The 15,113-nt window shown below is 62.7% G+C and carries 14 protein-coding genes; 9 read left to right on the top strand and 5 right to left on the bottom strand.

The features are described from left to right. Positions 1-142: 142 nt before the first annotated feature. The gene (gene exaC, locus GQB03_RS03180; RefSeq protein WP_159684297.1) at positions 143-1,663 is read right to left on the bottom strand and encodes an acetaldehyde dehydrogenase ExaC; all 1,521 of its coding nucleotides are present in this window, start codon (positions 1,661-1,663) and stop codon (positions 143-145) included. 303 nt (positions 1,664-1,966) lie between these two features. On the opposite strand from exaC, the gene pepP reads away from it, so the two are divergent. The 8 genes from pepP (at position 1,967) to hemF (ending at position 10,202) form a co-directional block, all read left to right on the top strand. Further along, a complete protein-coding gene (pepP, locus tag GQB03_RS03175; RefSeq protein ID WP_159684294.1) occupies positions 1,967-3,295 on the top strand; it encodes a Xaa-Pro aminopeptidase in 1,329 nt (442 codons plus the stop codon). Further along, positions 3,282-4,430 carry an FAD-dependent monooxygenase gene (locus tag GQB03_RS03170; RefSeq protein WP_159684291.1) on the top strand — a complete coding sequence of 383 codons (1,149 nt, stop codon included), beginning with the start codon at positions 3,282-3,284 and terminating at the stop codon, positions 4,428-4,430. The genes pepP and GQB03_RS03170 overlap by 14 nt, the downstream gene beginning before the upstream one ends. A gap of 179 nt (positions 4,431-4,609) precedes the next feature. Then, the gene (gene dusB / locus GQB03_RS03165; RefSeq protein WP_159684288.1) at positions 4,610-5,632 is read left to right on the top strand and encodes a tRNA dihydrouridine synthase DusB; all 1,023 of its coding nucleotides are present in this window, start codon (positions 4,610-4,612) and stop codon (positions 5,630-5,632) included. Then, positions 5,629-5,865, top strand: coding sequence for a helix-turn-helix domain-containing protein (locus tag GQB03_RS03160; protein WP_159684285.1), 237 nt, complete (start codon positions 5,629-5,631; stop codon positions 5,863-5,865). Before dusB ends, GQB03_RS03160 begins: the two co-directional genes overlap by 4 nt. A gap of 36 nt (positions 5,866-5,901) precedes the next feature. Beyond that, the gene (gene purH, locus GQB03_RS03155; RefSeq protein WP_159684279.1) at positions 5,902-7,473 is read left to right on the top strand and encodes a bifunctional phosphoribosylaminoimidazolecarboxamide formyltransferase/IMP cyclohydrolase; all 1,572 of its coding nucleotides are present in this window, start codon (positions 5,902-5,904) and stop codon (positions 7,471-7,473) included. A 61-nt stretch (positions 7,474-7,534) separates the two neighbouring features. Next, positions 7,535-8,806, top strand: coding sequence for a phosphoribosylamine--glycine ligase (gene purD, locus GQB03_RS03150; protein WP_159684273.1), 1,272 nt, complete (start codon positions 7,535-7,537; stop codon positions 8,804-8,806). Positions 8,807-8,951: 145 nt separating this feature from the next. Next, positions 8,952-9,284: a YegP family protein gene (locus GQB03_RS03145; RefSeq protein WP_159684269.1), complete on the top strand. Its 333-nt coding sequence runs from the start codon at positions 8,952-8,954 to the stop codon at positions 9,282-9,284. A 9-nt stretch (positions 9,285-9,293) separates the two neighbouring features. After that, positions 9,294-10,202, top strand: coding sequence for an oxygen-dependent coproporphyrinogen oxidase (gene hemF / locus GQB03_RS03140; RefSeq protein WP_159684262.1), 909 nt, complete (start codon positions 9,294-9,296; stop codon positions 10,200-10,202). A gap of 75 nt (positions 10,203-10,277) precedes the next feature. Here the strand turns inward: hemF and GQB03_RS03135 are convergent, their stop codons facing one another. Genes GQB03_RS03135 through hemC form a run of 4 tightly spaced genes read right to left on the bottom strand, consistent with a single transcriptional unit; the run spans position 10,278 to position 14,558 of the window. Continuing rightward, a complete protein-coding gene (locus GQB03_RS03135; protein ID WP_159684258.1) occupies positions 10,278-11,459 on the bottom strand; it encodes a heme biosynthesis HemY N-terminal domain-containing protein in 1,182 nt (393 codons plus the stop codon). Between the two features lie 11 nt (positions 11,460-11,470). Further along, positions 11,471-12,802, bottom strand: coding sequence for a uroporphyrinogen-III C-methyltransferase (locus GQB03_RS03130; RefSeq protein ID WP_159684251.1), 1,332 nt, complete (start codon positions 12,800-12,802; stop codon positions 11,471-11,473). Between the two features lie 9 nt (positions 12,803-12,811). After that, positions 12,812-13,603, bottom strand: a complete 792-nt coding sequence (locus tag GQB03_RS03125; RefSeq protein WP_235026921.1) for a uroporphyrinogen-III synthase — start codon at positions 13,601-13,603, stop codon at positions 12,812-12,814. 7 nt (positions 13,604-13,610) lie between these two features. Continuing rightward, on the bottom strand, positions 13,611-14,558 hold the full coding sequence (gene hemC, locus GQB03_RS03120) for a hydroxymethylbilane synthase (RefSeq protein ID WP_235026920.1): 948 nt from the start codon (positions 14,556-14,558) through the stop codon (positions 13,611-13,613). Positions 14,559-14,689: 131 nt separating this feature from the next. Between hemC and GQB03_RS03115 the strand changes: the two genes are divergently transcribed. After that, complete coding sequence (locus GQB03_RS03115) at positions 14,690-15,109, top strand: thioredoxin fold domain-containing protein (protein ID WP_159684248.1); 420 nt, start codon at positions 14,690-14,692, stop codon at positions 15,107-15,109. The last annotated feature ends 4 nt before the right edge of the window (positions 15,110-15,113 follow it).

Genomic DNA, 15,113 nt, shown 5'->3' with positions numbered 1-15,113 from the left:
AACTCCTTACACGAGGAGGGAGAACTCGGTATGAAGGCCCCCGGTTACGGGAGCCAACGAAAGCGAACATCTCGGGCCTGCAGCGGGCCGGTCGGCAAGCCCGGCCGCGAGGCCGGGTCATCGAACCGCCCCACCGCCGCCATCAGAAGAAGCCGAGCTTGTTCGGGCTATAGCTCACCAGCAGGTTCTTGGTCTGCTGGTAATGGTCGAGCATCATCTTGTGGTTCTCGCGGCCGATACCCGACTGCTTGTAGCCACCAAAGGCCGCATGAGCCGGATAGGCGTGGTAGCAGTTGGTCCATACGCGGCCGGCCTTGATTGCGCGACCCATGCGATAGGCGCGGCTGCCGTCGCGCGTCCATACGCCGGCGCCCAGGCCGTAGAGCGTATCGTTGGCGATCGCGATGGCCTCGGCTTCGTCCTTGAAGGTCGTCACGGCCAGCACCGGGCCGAAGATCTCCTCCTGGAAGATGCGCATCTTGTTGTGACCCTTGAACATGGTCGGCTGAATGTAGTGGCCTTCGGCCAGATCGGCACCGCGGTGTGCGCGGCCGCCGCCGACCAGAAGCTCGGCACCTTCCTGCTTGCCGAGATCGATATACGACAGAATCTTGCTCATCTGCTCGTCCGACGCCTGGGCACCCATCATGGTCTCGGTATCCAGCGGATTGCCTTCGGTGATCGCCTTGACGCGGGCAATGCAGCGCTCGATGAACTTGTCGTAGATCGACTCCTGGATCAGCGCACGCGACGGGCAGGTGCACACTTCGCCCTGGTTGAAGGCAAACAGCACCAGACCTTCGATGGCCTTGTCGAAGAACGCATCATCCGCATCCATTATGTCTTCGAAGAAGATGTTGGGCGACTTGCCGCCGAGTTCCAGGGTTGCGGGAATCAGGTTGTTGGCGGCGGCCTGGCCGATCAGACGGCCAGTGGAGGTCGAGCCGGTGAAGGCGAGCTTGTTGATGCGAGTGCTGTTGGCCAGCGGCACGCCGGCTTCACGACCGAAACCGTTCACGATGTTGAGCACCCCCGGCGGCAGCAGGTCGGCGATCAGCTCGGCCAGAATCAGGATCGAAACGGGCGTGGACTCGGCCGGCTTGAGCACGATGCAGTTGCCGGCACCGATGGCGGGTGCGAGCTTCCAGGCGGCCATGAGGATCGGGAAGTTCCAGGGGATGATCTGGCCGACGACGCCCAGCGGCTCATGGAAATGGTAGGCAACCGTGTTCTCGTCGACTTCCGAGATTCCGCCTTCCTGGGCCCGCACGCAACCGGCGAAATAACGGAAATGGTCGACCGCCAGCGGAATGTCGGCGTTCAGGGTCTCGCGGATGGGCTTGCCGTTATCGACGGTCTCGGCGTAGGCAAGGATCTCGAGGTTCTGCTCGAGGCGATCGGCAATCTTGAGGAGCACGTTCGAGCGCTCGGTCGCGGAGGTGCGGCCCCATTTGTCTGCTGCGGCATGGGCGGCATCCAGCGCCAGCTCGATATCCTCGGCGGTCGAGCGCGCCACCTTGGTATAGGGCTTGAACGTGATCGGCGTTGTCACATCGAAGTACTCGCCCTTTACCGGGGCTACGAATTTGCCGCCGATAAAGTTGTCGTATTGCGACTTGAACTGGACTTTCGCATCGGGCTGGCCAGGCATTGCATAAAGCATTATTGAGTCTCCTCTGATATTCGATCGGCAACGCTTCCTTGCGTTGATCAGATCAATGCAGCAGGCATGCCAAGCGGCCGAGCGATCTCGCATCAACATTATTTTTGATTAAATATCATTCACTTGCGGACATTTCTCAGCCAACCGCGCACCGACCGCTGCAACAGTCCGGGGCAACCGCTGCTCCAGAACGGGACACATGCTCCATGCGCCGATGAAACAGTTGCCCTGCCCATCCCCTGCGGCGCGTCGTCGCCGTGGCCATGCCATAATTTGCGGGACACAATCGAGGAAGCCCCAGAGATGCAGGACATCGAACAATTTCGCGCGCGCCGCGAACGCCTGCTGGCCCGAATGGCCGCAAGTGGCGGAGGCGTCGCGGTCATCCCGACCGCCGCCGAAGTGGCGCGCAATCGCGACTCGCATTTCCCCTACCGCTTCGACAGCTACTTCTACTACCTCACCGGCTTTCGCGAACCTGAAGCAGTGCTGGTGCTGATTGCCGGTGACAACCCGAAATCCATCCTTTTCTGCCGCGAAAAGGACGTAGAACGGGAGATCTGGGACGGTTACCGATTCGGCCCCGAGGCTGCATGCGAGCACTTCCGCATGGACGAGGCGGCACCGATCGGCGAGCTCGACGGCCGCCTGCCCGGACTGCTGGCCGACCAGCCAACATTGCACTATTCGATGGGCTACGATCGCGCCTGGGATGAACGGATCGCCACGGCCCTCAATGCGGCGCGCGCGAATACCCGCAGTGGTGTCACCGCACCGCACGCCATCCACGATGTTCGTGCCGAACTCGACGAGATGCGACTGATCAAGGACGCACACGAGATCGAAACCATGCGCCGCGCCGCAGCCATATCGAGCGAAGCGCATAGGGGCGCGATGCGCGCGAGCCGCCCGGGTCGCTTCGAATACGAAATCGACGCGGAAATCGGCTATCTCTGTCGGCGCCGTGGCAGCCAGGCCGCCGCCTATTCATCGATTGTCGCGAGTGGCCCCAATGCCTGCGTGCTGCACTACGTCGAGAATGATCGTCGTATGGAAGATGGCGACCTGCTGCTGATCGATGCGGGTTGCGAGCTCGACGGTTACGCTTCGGACATCACCCGGACCTTCCCGGTCAATGGACGCTTCAGCGGCGCACAGCGGGACGTGTATCAACTGGTCCTCGCGGCACAGACCGCAGCACAGGCCGAGACCCGACCGGGCAATCACTGGAACGCCGGCCACGATGCGGCTGTCAGGGTTCTCGCTCAGGGCATGATCGATCTCGGCCTGCTCGAGGGCACACTCGACGGCGTCATCGAATCCGGCGCGTACCGCCAGTTCTACATGCACCGCACCGGGCACTGGCTCGGCCTGGATGTGCATGATGCCGGCGAATACAAGCTCGCGGGCGACTGGCGCACACTCGAGCCGGGCATGGTGCTGACGATCGAGCCGGGCTGCTACATCCGCCCTGCGGACAATGTTCCGGAAGCTTTCTGGAATATCGGCATTCGCATCGAGGACGACGCGCTGGTGACCAAAGAGGGCTGCGAACTCATCACCGCTGCCGCACCGAAGCAGATCGATGAAATCGAAGCCTTGATGCGTGAGACCGCCGATGCAGCGTTTTGACCTGCTGATTGTCGGCGCCGGTCCGGTCGGGCTGGCGCTTGCGCTCGCGCTCAAGGACAGTGGTTACTCGGTCGCCCTGGCCGACGCCCGCGATCGCCGCGCGGTGCGAAGCGATCCCCGGGTGCTTGCGCTGTCGCACGGCAGCCGCCAGACGCTCGCGCGGCTTGGTGTTTGGGCGAACCTCAGACCGACGGCCATCCACACCATCCACATCTCGCAACAAGGGGGGCTCGGGCGCACGCTGATCGATCACCGCGATTATGATCAAGCCGCACTCGGCTACGTGGTTTCGGCCGGCGAGCTCGCCGCCGCCCTCGGCGATGCCGTCGAGGCCAGCGGCGTACCCCTGCTCGACAACTGCAAGGTCGGCGAACTCGCTGCCGACTCGGAGAATGTGAGTGCAAGCCTGATCGGTGAGCGTTCCGCTCCCCTGTCCGCGCGCCTGGTGGCCTGCGCCGAAGGTGGCATGCAGGACGACGATCCACAGATCGTACGGCACGACTATGACCAGCATGCGCTCATCACCCAGGCGTCCGTCGCGGGCGGACATCGCCACATCGCCTACGAGCGCTTCACGCCGGGCGGGCCCCTCGCCCTGCTGCCCAACGGAGACGGTTTCGCGATCGTCCACACGGTCTCTCCCGAGCAGGCCGACCGTCTCATCGAGATGCCCGATGCACACTATCTCGGTACGCTCCAGGCGACGATCGGGACGCGCGTGCAGCTCACCGGGGTGGCAACACGCTTGCGCTACCCGCTTGGTCTGCGCTATCGCAAGCACGCCGCGGGTGAACGTACCGTGTGGCTCGGAAACGCAGCACAGACCCTGCACCCCGTCGCGGGACAGGGCTTCAATCTCGCGCTGCGCGATGTCTGGGCTCTGGCCCGGCACCTGCGCGAGGCCGACGGCATCGACCCGGGCTCGCCTCATCTGCTTCGCGCCTATGCGACGGGGCGCGGCCTTGACCGTCAGGGAACGATTCGCTTCACGGATGGCCTGGTACGCCTTTTCAGCAACGACTCGGGCGTCCTCCGGCACCTGCGCGGTGCTGGCCTGCTCGGCCTCGACACGCTACCTCCGCTTCGTCATTTTGTCGCCAAACGGATGATGTTCGGAGCACGCGCCTGGCCGTGAGGGCCTCCGTCAACGATATCGGCGACCGCGGCAGACACGAGACCTGCGGTGGGCAGCGGCTGCCGTAAGTCGTCGGGGCACCCGTCCGACTGCATTCGCGGACAGTGATATTCCGACTTATCGCCGGCCGCCCCATCGGTTAGAATCCGAGTTTGCCTCGCGTCACCCTTCCCCCTCAAATGCAATTAGCCGGGTTCAAACTGCGGAACAACCTTTTTGTGGCGCCCATGGCCGGCGTCACGGACCGGCCGTTCCGGCAACTCGCCAAGCGCATGGGGGCCGGCCTTGCCGTATCCGAAATGGTCACCTCCAACGCACTGCTCTATGCCACGGAAAAAACCCGGCGACGTACCGACCACAGCGGTGAGCCGGGCCCGATCTCGGTACAGATCGCCGGCGCGGATCCGCGGATGATGGCGCAGGCGGCATGCTTCAACGTGGACCAGGGCGCACAGATCATCGACATCAACATGGGCTGCCCGGCCAAGAAAGTCTGCAACGTGGCCGCCGGCTCCGCGCTGATGCGCGATGAAAGGCTGGTCAGCCGGATTCTCGAAGCCGTGGTCAGCGCGGTTCCCGATACCCCGGTCACGCTCAAGTTCCGCACCGGCTGGGACCACGAAAACCGTAACGCCGCGACCATCGCCCGAATCGCCGAATCGTCGGGTATCCGCCTGGTGGCGATTCACGGACGCACCCGCGCGGACCTCTACATGGGTGAGGCGGAATACGACACCATCGCCGAGGTCAAGGCAAGGATCACCATACCGGTGATTGCCAACGGCGATATCGATTCGCCACAGAAGGCCCGTGCCGTACTCGCACACACTGGGGCCGACGGCCTCATGATCGGCCGCGCGGCACAAGGTCGGCCCTGGATCTTCCGTGAAATCGAACACTACCTTGCGACCGGCGAACTGCTCGCACCACCGCCGGTTGCCGAAATCCACAGCGTGTGCCGTGCCCACCTCGCCGACCTTTACGATTTTTATGGCGAGGACAAGGGCCTGCGCATCGCCCGAAAACACATTGCCTGGTATACCCGCGGCCTGGTAGGTGCGGCTGCCTTTCGCAGCCACATGAACCTTCAGGAAACGGTTGAAGGACAGGTCGCCGCAGTCGACGATTTCTACCTTCGCATGGCCGAGGGTGATTCACGACTGCGTTATCAGGAAGAATTCCCCGAGGAACTCGCTGCATGACCCGCAACAACGACATTGCCGAATCGGTCAATCGCGTCCTTGACCGCTATTTCCAGGATCTGGATGGCGAGAAGCCGGCCGCCATCTACAGTCTGGTCATGAAGAACGCGGAAAAACCCATGCTCGAGTTCGTCCTCCGCCAGGCAAATGGCAACCAGACGATCGCGGCCGAAATGCTCGGAATCAATCGCAACACACTGCGACGAAAGCTTACCGAATACGACCTCCTGTAAATCCGGCATTCAAACGCCATCACCTTCTTCACCGAAATGAAAGCCACTCAAGCACTGATCAGCGTCTCCGACAAACGCGGCGTCCTCGAATTCGCAAAGGCCCTGCACCAACTCGGCATCAAGCTGCTGTCCACCGGCGGCACCGCCAAGTCCCTGCGCGAAGCCGGCCTGCCGGTTACCGACGTTTCCGAGCACACCGGCTTTCCGGAAATGCTGGACGGCAGGGTCAAGACCCTCCATCCGCGGGTTCACGGCGGCATCCTCGCCCGTCGCGATCTTCCGGAGCACATGCAGACGCTGGCAGAACACGATATTCCACGCATCGATCTGGTGGTGGTCAACCTGTACCCCTTTCAGCAGACCGTTGCGCGGCCCGATTGCAGCCTCGACGACGCAATCGAGAACATCGACATCGGTGGCCCGGCGATGGTCCGCGCCGCAGCAAAGAACCACGGCACCGAGATTGGCGGCGTCGCCGTGGTGACGGATCCGGACGACTATCCGGCCATCATCGAGGAGTTGCGTGCCAACGAAGGGCAGGTGTCATACAAGACCCGCTTTGCGCTGGCAGTCAAGGCATTCACCCATACCGCCCGCTACGACAGCGCAATCTCGAACCACCTCACCGCCCTTACCGCGGATGGCAGCAAGCAGCCCTATCCGACCAGGCTGCAGATGGCCTTCGACAAGGTGCAGGACCTGCGCTACGGCGAGAACCCGCATCAGAGCGCGGCGTTCTACCGCGAACCCGACGCTGCGAACGGCATCGCTGCCTACACCCAGTTGCAGGGCAAGGAGCTCTCCTACAACAATATCGCCGATGCGGATGCGGCGTGGGAATGCGTCAAGGCCTTCGACCAGGCAACGCCGGCCTGCGTGATCGTAAAGCACGCCAACCCCTGCGGCGTGGCACTCGGCGCGAGCCCGCTCGATGCCTATCAGCGTGCCTTCAAGACAGACCCGACGTCCGCTTTCGGCGGCATCATCGCCTTCAACGGCACGGTTGATCGCAGCGCAGCCGAAGCGGTCAGCGCGCAGTTCCTCGAAGTCCTCATCGCACCGGCCTATACCGAAGAAGCGCTTCAGTTGCTCGCGGCCAAGGCTAATGTGCGCGTCCTCACAGTCCCACTCGGCGATGTCCGTCAGACCGACTTCAAGCGCGTCGGTGGCGGCTTGCTGGTGCAGAGCGCGGACTTCGCACCGATTACCGCAGCGGATCTCAAGCTGGTAACGAAGCGCGCACCAACAGAGCAGGAGCTCGGCGACCTGCTGTTCGCCTGGCGCGTCGCCAAGTACGTCAAGTCCAACGCCATCGTCTACTGCAAGGACGCGATGACCGTCGGAGTGGGTGCGGGACAGATGAGCCGCGTCGATTCTGCGCGGATCGCCAAGATCAAGGCCGAGAATGCGGGCCTTTCGATCGGCGGTTGCGTGGTGGCCTCCGATGCGTTCTTCCCCTTCCGAGACGGCCTCGACGTGCTGGCCGAAGCCGGTGCAACCGCGGTGATCCAGCCGGGCGGCTCGATGCGCGACGCGGAGGTGATCGCGGCCGCTGATGAACACGGCCTGGCGATGGTCCTCACCGGCTTCCGCCACTTCCGCCACTGACCCTTCCGCGGCGCACATGTCGCGACCCGAACTGCACTGACAATCGATCCAGCAAGACATCATGAAAATTCTCGTCATCGGCTCCGGCGGTCGCGAACATGCACTGGCCTGGAAACTCGCCCAATCGCCCCGGGTTCACAAGGTGCTGGTTGCACCGGGCAACCCCGGTACTGCACGCGAACTGGGTGTCGAGAACGTTTCAGCGAATGGCATCGATGAACTCGTCGCTCTGGCGAAGCGTGAAGCCATCGGCCTCACCGTGGTGGGTCCGGAAGCCCCTCTTGCCGAAGGCGTGGTCGATGCCTTCAGGGCGGCAGGTCTGGCGATCTTCGGACCATCCCAGGCGGCTGCCCAGCTCGAATCCTCAAAGGATTTCGCCAAGCGGTTCCTGATCCGCCACAAGATTCCGACCGCCCGATATCAGACATTCAGCGATGCAAGGGAAGCGCACGCCTACCTTGAGGCGGAGGGAGCGCCGATCGTGATCAAGGCCGACGGCCTTGCCGCAGGAAAGGGCGTCGTCGTGGCGATGACGCTCGAGCAGGCCCATGAGGCGGTCGACATGATGCTGGTCGGCAACAGCATGGGCGACGCCGGGGCGCGGGTGGTGATCGAAGAATTCATGGAGGGCGAAGAGGCGAGCTTCATCGTCATGGCTGACGGCCGAAGCGCGCTCGCGCTGGCCACGTCACAGGATCACAAACGTCTGAGAGATGGGGACGCAGGTCCGAATACCGGTGGAATGGGTGCCTATTCTCCCGCACCGGTCGTCACCCCGGAAGTACACGCCAGGGTCATGCGGGAGGTCATCATGCCGACCCTCAACGGCATGGCGGCCGACGGCATTCCGTACTCCGGTTTCCTGTATGCGGGCCTCATGATCGACGCCGAAGGGCACCCCCGCGTCGTGGAGTTCAATTGCCGCATGGGCGACCCCGAAACCCAGCCGATCATGATGCGCCTCAAGACCGATCTGGTCGAATTGCTGGAAGCGGCGATCGCAGGCAAGCTCGACGCAGCCGAGGCGGAATGGGACCGGCGCTTTGCCCTTGGAGTCGTGATTGCTGCGGCGGGGTACCCGGAGAGTCCGCGCAAAGGCGATCTGATCACCGGGTTGCCGGAAAACGAGTCTCAGGAGGTGCACGTATTTCACGCAGGCACCAAAGAAGTGGACGGCCAGATCGTGACCAGCGGAGGCCGGGTCCTGTGCGTGACCGCCCTCGGAGACAATGTCAGAACGGCGCAGAAACTGGCTTACGCAACCGCTGACAGGATCGAATTTGCGGGCAAGCAATACAGGCGTGACATCGGCTTTCGTGCCATCAAGCGCTGACGCGCGGCAATTTTTCCGTCATGCGACCCAAATTCACAAGCTGCCACCCAAAGCGGCCGTGCGACCGGGGCGGACAAGTCATATTGCAGTGTATTCTGCGATCGGGAGCCTGCACCCCGCAGGCTGGCAAACCGAGGAGATCGATATGTCCCTGAAGTTCGAACTGACCAAGAACGAAAAAGGCGAGTTTTACTTCAAGCTGCTCAACGCCGACGGTGGAACCCTGGTCCGCAGCGAAGGTTACAACGCCAAGGCAAGTGCGACCAACGGTATTGAGTCGGTACGCAAGAACTCTACGGAGGACGGACGCTACGAACTCAAGGAAGCGAGTGACGGCCGCCCCTTCTTCAATCTCAAGGCCTCGAACGGCCAAGTGGTCGGCACGAGCCCGATGTTCAAGGACGTCGCGGCCCGCGACACCGCGATTTCAGCCATGAAATCTGGTACCGGTGCGGCCAAGGTCGACGACAAGACCTGATTCTCAGACATGAACTCCGCCACCGTAAAGGAATACCTGCTGGATCTTCAGCGCCGTATCGTCAACGCGCTGGAAACCTTCGATGGCAAGCCGTTTGCCCGAGATGAATGGACCCGGCCGCAAGGGGGTGGCGGCATCACACGCGTAATCGAAGAGGGGAATTTCTTCGAACGGGGCGGCTGCAACTTTTCACACGTAATGGGAGCGGCGATGCCGTCCTCGGCAACTGCGAATCGTCCCGAACTTGCCGGCCGGGCATTCGAAGCGATGGGCGTATCGCTGGTGCTCCACCCGCGCAATCCGCACTGCCCCACGGTTCACATGAACGTGCGTTTCTTCATGGCGACGTCCGAGGGCAAGGCTCCAGTGTGGTGGTTTGGCGGCGGGATCGACCTCACTCCCTATTATCCGGTCGAAGAAGACGTGATTCATTTTCACCGGGCGTGCAAGGCGGCGGTGATGCCTTGGGGTGAAGCCGAATATCGGCGTCTCAAGGAGTGGTGCGATCGCTATTTCTACCTCAAGCATCGCAACGAACCGCGAGGCGTCGGAGGACTGTTCTTCGACGATCTTGGCGCAGACGGGCGAATCGAGTTCGATTCAGCCTTTTCAATGACCCGGAGCATCGGCGACGCCTTTCTCGATGCCTACATGCCGATCATAGAACGTCGCCAAAGCCTACCGTACTCCGAAGAAGAACGTGATTTTCAGGCATATCGACGGGGACGCTACGTCGAATTCAATCTTGTTTTCGACCGCGGAACGCTGTTTGGACTGCAGAGCGGAGGTCGGACGGAATCGATCCTGATGTCCATGCCGCCGACCGTGAAGTGGCGCTACGATTGGCAACCGGCGGAAGGCACGCCTGAAGAACGTTTGTACAAGGAATTCCTGATCCCCCGTGATTGGGCGGCGTAAGGAGCCGAATCCCGTAAGCAAAAACGCCCGCACTGTACAGAGCGGGCGTTTTTGCTTACGGGAGCCGACGGGAACTCACTTTCCGCCAGACAACTCCGCCGCCGCCCGGTAATGCTTCTGCGCGTCGGCAGGGCGCTCGAGCCGTTCGGCAAGCCTCGCAAGCGCAAGATGAGCCGCAACGTTCTTGCGGATCGCCAGAGAAGCCTCGAGATAGCTCTGCGCCTTGCCCCACAACTGCACCTGCAGACAGAGCCGGCCCAGCGTCAGAAGGAGGCCGTCATCCTTCGGATACTTGCGCAGCCAACCCTCGGCCCGGGCAATGCCTGCAGTTGCCTGATCGTCTGCGCAACAGTCCGCATAGACGGCGGCAAGCGCCGGCTCCCACTCCTGATCGAGCAGTTCCTCAATCGTGCGGCGGGCGATCGCACCTTCTCCGGAAGCCACCAGTAACGGCACCGCCTTTTCGACAAGCAAGCGGTCCCGTTGCTCGGTCGGCGGGATCTGTTTCCAGTAATCTGCGATCGCCGCACCATCATCTGACCGGCTCTTCATGTTCTCGATATGCGCCCTGCGCAGCGTGACCGCCGCCGCCTCCGGGCTCATCGCCTTGTGCTTGGCCAGCTGCCTGGCAAGACGCACGACCTCTTCCCAATGTCCGAGGGCCTGGGCACTGCGCAGCGCAAGCCGCTGAGCGGCAACGTGGCGCTCACCACCCTGACGCAGATCTTCGAGCCTCGAAGCGGCTTCGTCGAAGCGGCGTGCGTCAAGCGCCAGATCCGCCTCGGTCATCAAACGCGCGGTTCGCACTTCAGGGTCGAGCTCCGCGGCCTTTGCCATCCACTCGCGGTAGCGCAACTCATCACGCATTGCATAGGCCGCCCTGCCCGCCATGATCGCTGCAAGGCCCCGGCTCTCATCCTCCTTGCTCGCCTTGTTTGCTTCCTTGAGCGAGTGGGCATAACGCCCTTCAAGATAAAGCCTCACGGAATCACGCAAGGCACCCTGAGCCTTGTCACGGCGACGCTGCCGACGCATCCGACCCACCTGACCGGGCAATTGCAGCGTCCTTCGAATCAATCGCAACAGCAGATAGGCAGCCACGAAACCGACCAACAGCATCAGCGCAAAAAGATTCAACGAAAGCTGTACCCGGTAAGGCGGGGAGACGACCAGCACGTAGCCGGTATTGACTTCTGCCACCAAAGCCAGGCCGGCAGCGAGCGCAAACAGTCCGATCAGCCAGAAGAGTATCCGCATTCCGCGCCCTCCTAGTGACCAGCCGGCTTGTCAGCCGTCGCAGGCGCAGAACCGCTTGCAGGCTTTTCGCCGTGGACAGGCGCCTGCCCTGGCTCCTGTGCGGCTTTCGACTCGTTCGGAGCGGCGGGTGCGGGATGCTGCGCGACCTCACGCACGGGCGCCTTGTGGGCGGTCGAAGCACTCGGGGTGGCCTGAGCGGCCTCACCCTGGGGCACCACCTCCCTGGACGATTCCGTTCTGGGCAGCTCGGCCGGGGGGGCTCCACGAAGCTGCAGGCCCCGCAGGACTGCCAGGGTATCGCCAAGCGACGGCATGCGCCCGGAGGCCAGCTCGACATTCTCAAGCTGGCCGAGCTCTTCGATCGTCCGCTGAACCGGTTCGCTCCTGAGATCGAAATAACGCTGCAGCCACTTGATCGATTGCCCGATATCAGACTTGTAGCTGACCGAATCGCGGCCGAGCAGCGCGAGTCGCGCCGACAGCAGTCGCAGCCTCAGATTTTCCCTCAGGAAGACACTTTGAGCAGGCGACAGCAACGCCGGGTCCGCTGTATCGAGTCTTTCGACGCGGATCAGCTGACGAAGCTCTACCCACAACTCCTTGCCGAACTGCAGGGCCATCTCGACGAAGCGGTTGCTCGTATTCGGTTCGGGCCGCTCGACCGGCGTCGCCTGCGCCTCGCCGGTGAAGGCAAGACCAAGATCATCGATTCTCGCGATCATCAGATCAAGTTTCACCGACAGCCCCGAGATGTCCACCTGAGAGCTCATCTTGAGCCGCTCGATATCGTTGCCGAGCGCCTTTCGAAGCGCCACCAGCGGGCCGGCGTCCAACTGACCAAGCCGCGCCTCCGCGCCCTGCAGCGCCGTCAGCGCCGCCTCGGTATTGCCGGCGAGCTGAAGCTGCTGCGAAGCCAGCACGACAGCCTGTTCAACTTCGGCAAGAACCTGTTCTTCGCGATTGCGCGACAACGATTGGTAGAGTGCCTCGAGCGCGGCCTGCTGGCCCTGCGACTCGGAAACCTGAGCCTCGATCTTGGCGAGCCTTACCTGCAGCTCGGTAATGCTTTCCGTCGCGAGGCGTGCCTCGGCACGGGCCTGACGGGCAGTCGCGTCCCCATCGCCAAGGCGCTGCGCCAGCTCCTGACGCAGCTCGCCGATCCGCTCACGCGAATATACCCACTGCCATGCGACCGCCGCGAACGCGATCAGCAGACCTATCGCAAGAAGCGGCACGATCCAGTTGTTCCGGCTTCCCTTCCGGACAGGCTCGGCGGGCGTCGACGAGATGCTCGAGGGCCCCGCTTCGGACGGGGAGTTCAGTTCAGGGGTCTGATCGCTCATGGGCCAATATTAACCGAGGCTGTTGAAATGGACATCCAGAGCCTGCATCAAACCGTCATCGCCCGGCGCAGTCAACCGCACAGTTGTGAAACCTGCGCGATTCGCTCGCTCCACGATCCGTGGGTGAGGAGCAAAAACGGGAATGGCGCTCAGGGCCGCCGTACCGCGCTCACCGAGCATCTTCACGAGGTTGTCGACACCCTCGCTGCTGGTCAGCGTGATCGCGTCGAGCCGCCCAGCAGCCGCGAGGGCCAGCAGCTTAGCACCGTCACCGGCCGGACAGGCGCGCCGGTAGCAGGTCACGTAAGTGACGCTGGCACCGCGCTGACGCACCGTCTCGCCCAACAGGTCGCGACCGCCATCCCCCCTGAAAATGACGAGGTGCCGACCAGCGATACGCGTTTCGGAAAAGGCCTCGAGCGCAAGAACCGCTTCGCTGTCGAAACCGGACTCGGGTGCCAACACTTCACCCAGCCCGTATGCTTCGATAGCCTGCTTGCTCCCTTTCCCGACCGTTGCCAATGCGAGTCTTTCCGGCCAGGACCGCCGCGCCAACACATAGTCAAGCGCATATCTGACCGCATTTGGGCTTACAAAAAAAGCAATATCGAACGAATCAAGTGCCTGCACCGCGGCCGCAAGGTCTCCGTCGCTCTCGGCCTTCTCGATCGCCAATACCGGAAACTGCACTGCCACGCCACCGCGATCCCGGATCAGCTCCGAGAGCCGGCCAGCCTGTTCGGGCGGCCTTGTTACGACGACATGGCGCCCCTCGAACCCTCCGCCGGAGGCCATCGGCATCGCTGGCTCAGCCGAGTGTCGCGAGAATCTCTTCCGCGCCTTGCGCCCGAAGCTCTTCGGCCAGACGGATGCCGAGGCCTTCGGCATCGGTCAGCGCTCCGTCGAGTTCGCTGCGAGCAAAACGCGCCCCGTCGGGCGATGCCACGAAACCGCGCAACCACAAACGGCCATCCCGAACCTCGGCGAACGCGCCGAGCGGCACTTCGCAGCTACCTGCGAGTGAGCGGGAAACGGCACGCTCCGCCGTCACGGAAGCAGCGGTAAACGGGTCGTTGAGCGGCCCGAGCCACTGCCTGATCTCCGGCCGGGATGCCAGTGCCTCGATCCCAAGCGCGCCCTGCCCAGCCGCAGGCAAGGAGATCTCAGCAGGCAATACAGTGCGGATGCGCTCCTTCAGCCCGAGGCGGATGAGCCCCGCGGCAGCGAGAATGATCGCATCGTACTGCCCCTCATCGAGCTTGCGCAGACGCGTATCGAGGTTGCCACGCAGGCTGGTCACCGCGAGCATCGGATAGTTGGCGTGCAGTTGGGCCTCCCGTCGCAGGCTCGAGGTGCCGACCACGGCGCCCGGCGGCATGTCGTCGAGCGATTCGTATCGGGACGAAACGAATGCGTCGAAGGGCACCTCGCGCTCGGAGACGCACGCGAGCGCAAACGCTTCGCCCATCTGCATCGGCACATCCTTCATCGAATGCACCGCAATATCTGCGCGACCGTCCAGCAGCGCCGTTTCCAGTTCTTTCACGAACAACCCCTTGCCGCCGACCTTGGCAAGCGGGCGGTCAAGAATCTGATCACCGCGGGTGGTCATGCCCAGCAATTCCACCCTGCAGGCGGGATACAATCCTTCGAGGCGCGCCTTGACATGCTCCGCCTGCCAAAGGGCCAGGCGACTCTCTCGGGTGGCGATCACAATGCGCTCGGGGGCCGGGTGCCCGCTGATCTCAAGGGTCACGATAGGAACTCACAATTGGGATGACTGGGATGCAATGCTCGACAAGCGCATTTCGCACTGCAGCATCAGGGTTCGCACCGATAGCGCGAAAGACGGCCGCGATTTTAGCATGCATGTGCTGGAGCTTCGGCATGGCGACCGATCTGCCGCGTGCCGATGATCTTCAGGCCGATGGGCGAGCGGCGCAGAAGTCGGGATCACCGATACTGGTGCTGTTCAGTCAGGCCGACTGTCAGTGGTGCGAACGGGCTCGCCGGGAATACCTGATCCCGATGTCGAGGGATGCGCATCTGAAGGATGCCGTGAAATACCGTCAGATAGACATCGACTCGGACCGGCCGCTGATCGATTTTCGCGGACAGACAAGCACGCACCGGAATTTCGCGAAGGAGCAGAAGATCAGGTTTGCTCCGACACTGGCTCTCTACGGCCCGTCGGGCGAGCGCCTTGACGAGGCAATCGTCGGCATGCGACTCCCCGACTTTTACGGGCAATACATCGAGCAGTCCATCGACGCTGCCCGGGCGAGAATGAAGGAAAAGGACCATTGAAACG

Source organism: Cognatazoarcus halotolerans (assembly GCF_009800965.1).
In the GTDB taxonomy this organism is placed as follows: domain Bacteria; phylum Pseudomonadota; class Gammaproteobacteria; order Burkholderiales; family Rhodocyclaceae; genus Cognatazoarcus; species Cognatazoarcus halotolerans.
Note: the sequence above shows the minus strand (reverse complement) of the source record. Positions and strands in the feature narration are given on the sequence as shown.